The 9,372-nt window shown below is 73.3% G+C and carries 6 protein-coding genes and 1 riboswitch; of the genes, 1 reads left to right on the forward strand and 5 read right to left on the reverse strand.

Features of this window, described 5'->3' with window-relative positions; all coding sequences use genetic code 11:
• Positions 1 to 37 precede the first annotated feature (37 nt).
• Positions 38 to 3,172 carry a GNAT family N-acetyltransferase gene (locus R2S09_RS22990; protein WP_316742961.1) on the reverse strand — a complete coding sequence of 1,045 codons (3,135 nt, stop codon included), beginning with the start codon at positions 3,170 to 3,172 and terminating at the stop codon, positions 38 to 40.
• A 188-nt stretch (positions 3,173 to 3,360) separates the two neighbouring features.
• Between R2S09_RS22990 and R2S09_RS22995 the strand changes: the two genes are divergently transcribed.
• Positions 3,361 to 3,642 carry an HPr family phosphocarrier protein gene (locus R2S09_RS22995; RefSeq protein ID WP_306189782.1) on the forward strand — a complete coding sequence of 94 codons (282 nt, stop codon included), beginning with the start codon at positions 3,361 to 3,363 and terminating at the stop codon, positions 3,640 to 3,642.
• A gap of 289 nt (positions 3,643 to 3,931) precedes the next feature.
• Here R2S09_RS22995 and R2S09_RS23000 read toward each other — a convergent pair whose 3' ends face one another.
• The 4 genes from R2S09_RS23000 to R2S09_RS23015 form a co-directional block, all read right to left on the reverse strand.
• Complete coding sequence (locus tag R2S09_RS23000; protein ID WP_306189783.1) at positions 3,932 to 4,591, reverse strand: GntR family transcriptional regulator; 660 nt, start codon at positions 4,589 to 4,591, stop codon at positions 3,932 to 3,934.
• 199 nt (positions 4,592 to 4,790) lie between these two features.
• Positions 4,791 to 5,549 carry a M23 family metallopeptidase gene (locus R2S09_RS23005; RefSeq protein WP_306189784.1) on the reverse strand — a complete coding sequence of 253 codons (759 nt, stop codon included), beginning with the start codon at positions 5,547 to 5,549 and terminating at the stop codon, positions 4,791 to 4,793.
• A gap of 12 nt (positions 5,550 to 5,561) precedes the next feature.
• Positions 5,562 to 5,724: riboswitch (cyclic di-AMP (ydaO/yuaA leader) on the reverse strand.
• 224 nt (positions 5,725 to 5,948) lie between these two features.
• Positions 5,949 to 7,337 carry a pitrilysin family protein gene (locus R2S09_RS23010; protein WP_316742964.1) on the reverse strand — a complete coding sequence of 463 codons (1,389 nt, stop codon included), beginning with the start codon at positions 7,335 to 7,337 and terminating at the stop codon, positions 5,949 to 5,951.
• On the reverse strand, positions 7,334 to 8,707 hold the full coding sequence (locus R2S09_RS23015) for a pitrilysin family protein (protein WP_306189870.1): 1,374 nt from the start codon (positions 8,705 to 8,707) through the stop codon (positions 7,334 to 7,336). Before R2S09_RS23015 ends, R2S09_RS23010 begins: the two co-directional genes overlap by 4 nt.
• Between the last annotated feature and the right edge of the window lie 665 nt (positions 8,708 to 9,372).

Raw genomic sequence — 9,372 nt, forward strand, 5'->3', positions numbered from 1 at the left:
CGGTACCGCGGAACCCGCTCCGTACCGCGAATCCCGCTCAGTACGCCGGGAGCGTGCGCGGGCCGAGGTCGTCGCGGGCGGGCGGCGGCGCGAGGCGGACGCTCGCGCCGAGGACGCTCGCCCCGCGCGGGGCGACGACGACCGGCTCCAGGGTGACCGCGACGACCTCCGGGTGGTCGTCGACCAGCCGCGACACGCGCAGCAGCAGCTCCCCCAGGGCCGGTGTGTCGACCGGCGCGGAGCCGCGCCAGCCGAACAGCAGGGGGGCCGTCCGGATGGACCGGATCATGGAGGTGGCCTCGCGGTCGGTGACCGGGACCAGCCGATGGGCCATGTCGTCGAGCAGCTGGGAGGCGGCCCCGGCGAGCCCGAAGGAGAGCACCGCGCCGGCCGCCGGGTCGATGACCGCCCGTACGACGGTGTCGACGCCCCGGGGGGCCATCGTCTGCACCACCGGACGCAGTTCCTCCGGCTTCCCGAACAGCTCTGTCAACTCGGTGTAGGCCCTGCGCAGTTGCTCCTCGTCGGCCAGGTCCAGCCGGACGCCGCCGAGGTCGGCGCGGTGGCGCAGATGCGGTGCGGTGGCCTTCAGGGCGACGGGGTAGCCGAGGGCGCGGGCGGCCTCCGCCGCGCTGTCGGGGGTGGGCGCGGGGATGGCCCGGCGGACGTGGATGCCGTAGCGGCCGAGCAGCTCGCAGGTCTCCTCCGTGCCGAGCGTGAGGCCCTGCCCGCGCGCGAGCAGGCCGTCGATGAGCGCGGCGGCGCCCTTCTCGTCGATGTCCTCGTACTCGGGCACCTTGCCCGGGTCGGCGGCCTCCCGGCGCCACTGGCCGTACCTGACGGCTTCGGCGAGGGCCCGGACGGCGCGCTCGGCGGCGGGATAGGCGGGGATGAGGAGGGAGCGCGCTCCGGGGCGCGCGGGACCGGGCTCCGCCACCGAAGCCGTGGCGGAGGGGCTACCGGAGGGCGGGGCTGCCGGTGTGGCGGCGGGCGTGGGTCCGGCTGCCGCCGCCGGGGGCATGCTCCGGGGGCCCGGACTCGGCTTCGGGTGCGTGCCTGCTTTCGGTCCCGTGCAGGTCTCGGGGTCCAGGTGATCCAGGGGGGCCGAACCGAACCACGGCTCCGTCCCGGACCGGCGACCCGGGTCGGGCCGGGAGACGCTCCCGGGCTGCGCGCCCGCGCTGGGCGGAGGTTCGATGCCGGGCTGAGTGGTCGTGCCCGGCTGGGGCACGGTCCTGGGGTGGGTGGTCGTGCCGGGCTGCGGCTCGGTCCTGGGCTGGGTGGTCGTGCCGGGCGCGCCGGCCTGTGGGCCCGTGCTGGCTGCCGCCGAGAGAGCCTCCGCGAGGCCGCCGAGTTCGACGTGGACGACCAGGACCGGCTTGCCGGGCGCCGCCTCCGCGGCCGAGCGGAGGGCCTCGGCGAGGGCCGCGTCCTCGGCGGCGCCCTCCCCCACCGCCGGTATCGCGGTCACGACCACCGCGTCGGTCGTCTCGTCCTCGAGCGCCCGCGACAGCGCCGACCGGAAGTCCTCCGCGGACGCCGCCGTCGTCAGGTCCTGCGGCGGCTGCGGGCGCAGGCCCTCGGCGAGACAGCGGTCGTACGTCAGTACGCCCAGCGACTCCGAGTTGCCCAGGATCGCCACCCGTGGGCCGGGAGGGAGCGGCTGCCGGGCGAGCAGCAGCCCCGTGTCCACCAGTTCCGTGATGGTGTCCACGCGGATCACGCCCGCCTGCCGCAGCAGGGCCGAGACCGTCGCGTGCGGCAGCCGTGTCGCCCGCACGGTGTGCCCCTGGGGGGCCGATCCGGGCCCCTGCACCACGACCAGCGGCTTCGCCGCCGCCGTGCGCCGGGCGAGCCGGGTGAACTTGCGCGGGTTGCCGATGGACTCCAGGTACATCAGGGCGACGTCGGTGTGGGGGTCGTCGTACCAGTACTGCAGGACGTCGTTGCCGGACACGTCCGCCCGGTTGCCGGACGAGACGAAGGTCGACACTCCCGTGACGCCGGTCACGCCGCCGCCGCGCCGGTGCAGCCGGGACAGCAGCGCGATACCGATCGCCCCGGACTGGGCGAACATCCCGATGCGGCCCGGGCGGGGCATCTCGGGGGCGAGAGAGGCGTTCAGCCGGACGTCCGGCGAGGTGTTGATGATCCCGAAGGCGTTGGGCCCGATGATCCGCATGCCGTACGCGCGCGCGTGCCGCACGAGTGCGCGCTGGCGCTCGCGCCCCTCGGGGCCGCTTTCCGCGTACCCCGCGGAGATCACGACGAGCCCCTGCACACCGTGCTCGCCGCACTCGGCGACGACCTCGGGGACCTGCTCGGCCGGTACGGCCACGACCGCGAGGTCCACGGGTCCTTCGATCTCCCGCACCGAGCGGTGGGCGGGCACCCCGTCGATCTCCCGCCGGTCCTCGCCGAAGGCGCGGTTCACGGCGTGCAGCCGGCCGGTGAACCCCGCCTCGCGGATGTGGTCCAGGACGCTGCGGCCCACGCCCCCGCGGGTGCGGCCCACCCCGATGACGGCGACCGAGCCGGGCACCAGCAGGCGGCGTACCGACCGCCCCTCGGCGCGCTGCTCCCGCGCGCGCTGCACGGCCAGGGAGCGGTCCGTGGGCTCGATGCCGAACTCCAGGTGTACGACGCCGTCCTCGAAGCTGCGCTTCTGGGTGTACCCGGCGTCGGTGAACACCTTGATCATCTTGGTGTTGGCGGGCAGCACCTCGGCGGTGAAGCGGCGGATGCCGCGCTCGCGGGCGACGGCCGCGATGTGTTCCAGGAGGGCCGAGGCGACTCCTCGCCCCTGGTGGGCGTCCTGCACCAGGAAGGCGACCTCCGCTTCGTCGGCCGGTGCGGAGGCGGGCACGCCACCGGCGCCGACGCGGTCATAGCGTACGGTGGCGATGAACTCGCCGCCGATCGTGGCCGCGAGTCCCACCCTGTCCACAAAGTCGTGGTGCGTGAAGCGGTGGACGTCCTTCGCGGACAGACGCGGATAGGGCGCGAAGAAGCGGTAGTACTTGGACTCGTCCGAGACCTGCTCGTAGAAGCTGACCAAGCGGTCGGCGTCCTGGGCGGTGATGGGGCGGATCCGTGCGGTGCCGCCGTCGCGCAGCACCACGTCGGCCTCCCAGTGGGCGGGATACTCATGCCGGTCCGACGAGGTCTGCATGGGGCCCAGAGTACGGCTAGCGTCCGACAACGGCGCGAGGCAGTCTGTGGAGGAACCGCGCAAGGACACCCATCGGATCGAGGCCGCGGTCCGACGCATTCCGGAACGGGACACCGTGCCGCTCCGGGCGTGCTCCACGTGTGGGAAACTGGTCTAGACAACCCTGATACACCGAAGGGCAGCATCACATGGCTGAGCGCCGCGTCAACGTCGGCTGGGCCGAGGGCCTCCACGCCCGCCCCGCTTCCATCTTCGTCCGGGCCGCCACGGCCGCAGGTGTCCCCGTGACGATCGCCAAGGCCGACGGCAGCCCCGTCAACGCCGCCTCCATGCTGGCCGTCCTCGGCCTCGGCGCCCAGGGCGGCGAGGAGGTCGTCCTGGCCTCCGACGCCGAGGGCGCGGACGCCGCCCTGGACCGGCTGGCCAAGCTGGTCTCCGAGGGGCTCGAGGAGCTTCCCGAGACGGTCTGACGGTCCGATCGAGCGCTGACGTCGCGTCTCGAGCACCGAAGCCGCGTCGCCCGGGCCGGGCGGCGCGGCTTCGCTTTTTCCGGCTCGTCCCTGAGCGGACCGGCCGCGGATCGGCCTCATCAGATCGGCCGGGTAGACCGGCTCGGAGGGTCGACGCAGTGGATCGGCTCAGACGAATCGACCGCACAACGCTCCGAACGAAATTCCGACGCACTTGAAAGCCGTCCATGAAAACGGGCAGGGCAAATACCCCCACTCCGAATTCCCCTCTTTGTATACGGCCCTCACGTTAATTCCGCGCTCCCGATGTGTTTACGGGACGTTGCGAAGTCCTCACGCGGTGGGCGGCGGTCGCGCGCTCGGCGTGCAGGGCGGTCAGCGCCCGCGCGCGCTCGCCGTCGCCGCGCGCCACCGCGTCGGCGATGGCACCGTGCTCGGCCCAGGACTCCACGGGGTCGGCCGGGACGGGCACCGAGTACATCCAGGCGATCTTGTGCCGCAGCTGGGTCAGCATGGCGGTGAGCGCCGGGCTGTCGCAGGCCTGGGTGAGCGTCTCGTGGAACCAGCTCCCCAGGGACCGCAGCTCCTCGCCGCCGCCGCTCGCGGCCCGCTCCTGCCCCAGCCTGACCAGGCCGCGCAACACCTTCAGATGGGCCTCCGTGCGGCGCTGGGCGGCCCGGGAGGCGGCCAGCGGTTCCAGCAGCAGCCGCATCTCCAGCAGGTCGGCGGCCTCCTGCTCGGTGGGCTCCGCCACGCACGCCCCGGCGTGCCGCCGGGTCACCACGAAGCCCTCGGCCTCCAGGGTGCGCAGGGCCTCTCGCACGGGGACCCGCGAGACGCCGTAGCGGCGGGCGAGGACCTCCTCGGTGAGCCGGCTGCCGCGCTCATGGACTCCGGCGACGATGTCGTCCCGGATCGCCGTGCACACCGAGTGCGCCGGAATACGCATGACCGACCTCCGCCTGAATCCCGCCGGAATCCCCGTTGTGCGCCACACCGGACGCCCGTTCCGTGACTCTATTCCAGTGAGCGGGAATTTCCGACGGCGGGCCGGAATCCATGGATATTTTTTGGACAGCGCCGCGCCCGGAACGCCGAAAGCCCCGGCTTCACCGGCCGGGGCTTTCGGGCAGGGCTGCGCGAGTCGCTCAGACGTTCACACCGTGCTTGCGGAGGTAGGCGACCGGGTCGATGTCGGAGCCGTAGTCCGGGGTGGTGCGGGCCTCGAAGTGGAGGTGCGGTCCGGTGACGTTGCCGGTCGCGCCGGACAGGCCTATCTGCTGGCCCGGGACGACCTTCTGGCCCACCGAGACGCCGATGGACGACAGGTGGCCGTACTGGGTGTACATGCCGTCGGCCATCCTGATCACGATCTGGTTGCCGTACGCCCCGCCCCAGCCGGTCTCGACGACGGTGCCGACGCCGACGGCGTGCACGGAGGTGCCGCTCGCGGCGTGGAAGTCGATGCCGGTGTGGGAGCCGGAGGACCACAGGGAGCCGCCGGCCTTGTAGCCGGTGGAGACGTACGAGCCGGAGATCGGCGGCACGAAGGCGTTGAGGCGCTTGCGCTCGGCCTCGCGGGCGGCGCGCTCCTTGGCCTCGCGCTCCTTCTTCGCCAGCTCGGCGGCCTTCTGGCGCGCGGCCTCCTCGGCCTTCTTCTGCTCGGCGGCCTGCCGCTGGGCGGCGGCCTGGGCGTCGATCTTTTCGGCGATGCTGTCGCCGATGGTGATGACCGGGGTCAGGCCGGTCTCCTCGGGGGCGGGGACCTCGGCGGCCAGGGCCGGTGCGGCGGCGAGAGTACCGAGGACTCCGGTGGTGGTGAGCGCCGCGGCACCCACCGCGCGGGCGGTGGTGCGGTGCATCCGGCTGGGGCGGCGATGCTTCCCGGTGGCGCGCGTGAACGCCATGTAGAGGCTGGTCCTTTCCTTCCCTCTCGCCTACCGGGTTAGCTGACGGGTTCGGAGCAGGAAGGTCTCCTACGGACCCCTCACTGCGCGCGCGGGTGTCCGATTCACCCCAGGGACTGGGTGGGTCCCCGGCTCCCCTGGCTCGCGCCGTACGGGGACTCGGCGATGGCTGTCCGGTGCCGCGGGTGCGGCGCACTGCCCGACGAACAGCCGGACCGACGCTAGAGGGGCGCGCTGTCAGTTCCCAAACCGATCCGGACTTTTGTAGCGCATGCCACAGGGCAGACAGGCAACCTCTCCCCCAATTCGGACATCGTGAGGCCCTGACGACGCTTCGGTCACCAGGGCCCCACGCGCGCGTGCCTCACGTCCGCTGCCGGACGGTGTCCCCGAGGGCCGCTACTCGGCCGCGACGACGCTCACCCGGCCGATGCCCAGGGCCTCCACGGGCTGCCCGATCTGCGCCGCGTCACCGACGAGGATCGTCACCAGCCGGTCCACCGGAAAGGCGCTGACGACCGCCGCGGTGGCCTCCACCGTGCCGGTGGCGGCGAGTTGCTGATAGAGCGTCCCCTGGTAGTCGTCGGGCAGGTGCTGCTCGACCTGGTCGGCCAGCGTGCTCGCCACGGCGGCGGCCGTCTCGTACTTGAGCGGCGCCACACCGACGAGGTTCTGCACGGCGACGTCCCGCTCGGCGTCGGTGAGGCCCTCGGCGGCGAGCTTGCGCAGCACCGTGAACAGGTCGTCCAGCGCCGGGCCGGTGTTCGGCGTGTCCACCGAGCCGCTGATCGCGAGCATCGCGGCGCCCGAGCCGTCGGGGGCCGAGCGCAGCACCTGGCCGAACGCCCGCACACCGTAGGTGTAGCCCTTCTCCTCGCGCAGGACGCGGTCCAGACGGGAGGTGAGGGTGCCGCCGAGGCAGTAGGTGCCGAGCACCTGGGCGGGCCACACACGGTCGTGCCGGTCGGCGCCGATGCGGCCGATGAGCAGCTGGGTCTGGACGGCGCCGGGGCGGTCCACGATGACCACGCGGCCGGTGTCGTCGGCGCGCACCGCCGGCACGGGCCGCGGCTTGGCCGGCGAGCCGGTCCAGGCGCCCAGGGTCTGGCCGAACAGCTCGTCGAGGTCGATGCCGGTGAGGTCGCCGACGACCACGGCGGTGGCTGTGGAGGGACGGACGTGCCGGTCGTAGAAGGCGCGTACGGCCGCCGCGTCGATGCCGCGGACGGTGTCCTCGGTGCCCTGGCGCGGGCGCGACATGCGCGCGGTGGCCGGGAACAGCTCCTTGGAGAGCTCCATGGCGGCGCGACGGGAGGGGTTGGCCAGCTCGTGCGGGATCTCGTCGAGCCGGTTGCGCACCAGCCGCTCGACCTCGGAGTCGGCGAACGCCGGCGCCCTGAGGGCGTCGGCCAGCAGGCCGAGTCCCTTGGCCAGGCGGGAAGCCGGGACCTCCAGGCTGAGCCGTACGCCGGGGTGGTCGGCGTGCGTGTCGAGGGTGGCGCCGGCGCGCTCCAGCTCGGCGGCGAACTCCTCGGCGGAGTGCTTGTCGGTGCCCTCGGAGAAGGCCCGCGCCATGATCGTGGCGACACCGTCCAGGCCGGCCGGCTCGGCGTCCAGGGGGGCGTCCAGCAGCACCTCGACGGCGACGACCTGCTGGCCGGGGCGGTGGCAGCGCAGGACGGTCATGCCGTTGTCCAGCGTGTCGCGCTCGGGCGCCGGGAACGCCCACGGCTTGGCCTCGCCCGCCTTGGGCTGGGGGTGGAAGTCCATCGTGGCGAGCTCGGTCACTTCGCCGCCTCCTCGGTGTCGTCGGTGGCCGCGGCGTCCTCGTCCTGGGCGTCGCCTGCTTCGGGCGTGTCGGCGGTGGTCGGCTCGTAGACGAGCACCGCGCGGTTGTCGGGGCGCAGGCGCGCCTTGGCGACCTCCTGGACATCCTCGGGCGTCACCTCCAGGACGCGCTTGACGGCGGTCAGGGCGAGCTGCGGGTCGCCGAAGAGGACCGCGTACCGGCACAGCTCGTCCGCGCGGCCCGCGACCGTGCCGAGCCGGTCCAGCCACTCGCGCTCGAGCTGGGCCTGGGCGCGCTCCATCTCCTCGGCCGTGGGCCCCTCCTCGGCGAACCGGGCGAGCTCCTCGTCGATGGCGGTCTCGATGACCGGGACCTCGACGTCACCGGAGGTCTTCACGTCCAGCCAGCCCAGGGAGGGCGCCCCGGCCAGCCGCAGCAGGCCGAACCCGGCCGCGACGGCGGTGCGGTCGCGGCGCACCAGGCGGTTGTAGAGGCGGGAGGACTCGCCGCCGCCCAGGATGGTCAGCGCGAGGTCGGCCGCGTCGCACGCGCGCGTGCCGTCGTGCGGGAGCCGGTAGGCGGCCATCAGGGCGCGTGCCGGGACCTCCTCCTCGATCACCTCGCGCAGCTGGTCGCCGATGATCTCGGGCAGCGAGCCGTCGCGGGGTGCGGGCTTGCCGTCGTGGGACGGGATGGAGCCGAAGTACTTCTCGATCCAGGCCAGCGTCTGCTGCGGGTCGATGTCGCCGACGACCGAGAGGACGGCGTTGTTGGGGGCGTAGTACGTGCGGAAGAACGCGCGGGCGTCCTCCAGGGTGGCCGCGTCCAGGTCCGCCATGGAACCGATGGGCGTGTGGTGGTACGGGTGACCCTCCGGGTAGGCGAGGGCGGTCAGCTTCTCGAAGGCGGTGCCGTAGGGGACGTTGTCGTACCTCTGCCGGCGTTCGTTCTTCACGACGTCCCGCTGGTTCTCCATCGACTCGTCGTCGAGGGCGGCGAGCAGGGAGCCCATGCGGTCGGCCTCCAGCCAGAGGGCGAGCTCCAGCTGGTGGGCGGGCATGGTCTCGAAGTAATTGGTGCGCTCGAAGCTGGTGGTGCCGTTGAGCGAGCCGCCGGCGCCCTGCACCAGCTCGAAGTGACCGTTCCCCTTCACCTGGCCGGAGCCCTGGAACATCAGGTGCTCGAAAAGGTGAGCCAGGCCGGTCCGTCCCTTGACCTCGTGGCGGGAGCCGACGTCGTACCAGAGGCACACCGCCGCGACCGGGGTCAGGTGGTCCTCGGAGAGCACCACGCGCAGACCGTTGGCCAGGCGGTGCTCGGTCGCTGTCAGGCCGCCGGAGCCTGCCTCGGCTGTGGCCGTGTGACCCATGGGCATGTACGTCCCTTCGATCGCGGTGGCGGTCCGCAAACCGCCCTTCTCCTGCCGGTCCTGCCACTGTATGCAAGCGCACGGACCCCTGGCGAAGTTCCCGAACCCCGTACGCCGAGAGCGAGAACGAAAGAAAGCGGATGCCTTGCCGAAACGGCCACCGAGCGGGGGCGGCGAAGGCCTCTGGCGAGGAGGTGCGACGGGGCTTCGGAGGCAGGTGTGAGGCGGGGGCCTCAGGTGAACTGTCGGGGCCGGATCGGAAGGAGATGCGGGGGCGTCGGGCGGGTGAACGCCAGCGCCGACCAGCCCGTTCCTGCCCTGCCAACCTGCCCTGCCGGCTCAGGCCTCTGCCGGTCCACGTCCGCGCCCTGGGCGGTCCACGCCTACGCCACGGCTCGCGCCGGCAGCGGCGGCGGGGAGCGAGCCCTGACGGACAAGCACACATGCCGACGCGGACGGCCGGAGGCGAAGCCCGGCGGCCGGCGGAGCGCGGGCCGAGGCCGAGGCCGACGGCGGAGACGAGCCGGACAGGCGGTCGGCGAGGCTCGGACCGGGGTGCTCCGGCCGAACCGACCCGTGCGGTCTGCCAGGCGCCGGCCAGACCCGTCACCAGGCCAGGACCCAGACGGTCCCGGCCGGCCGCAGGGCCGAGACGGACCGCAGGG

This window comes from Streptomyces sp. MK7 (assembly GCF_032658145.1).
Lineage (GTDB): Bacteria > Actinomycetota > Actinomycetes > Streptomycetales > Streptomycetaceae > Streptomyces > Streptomyces spiralis.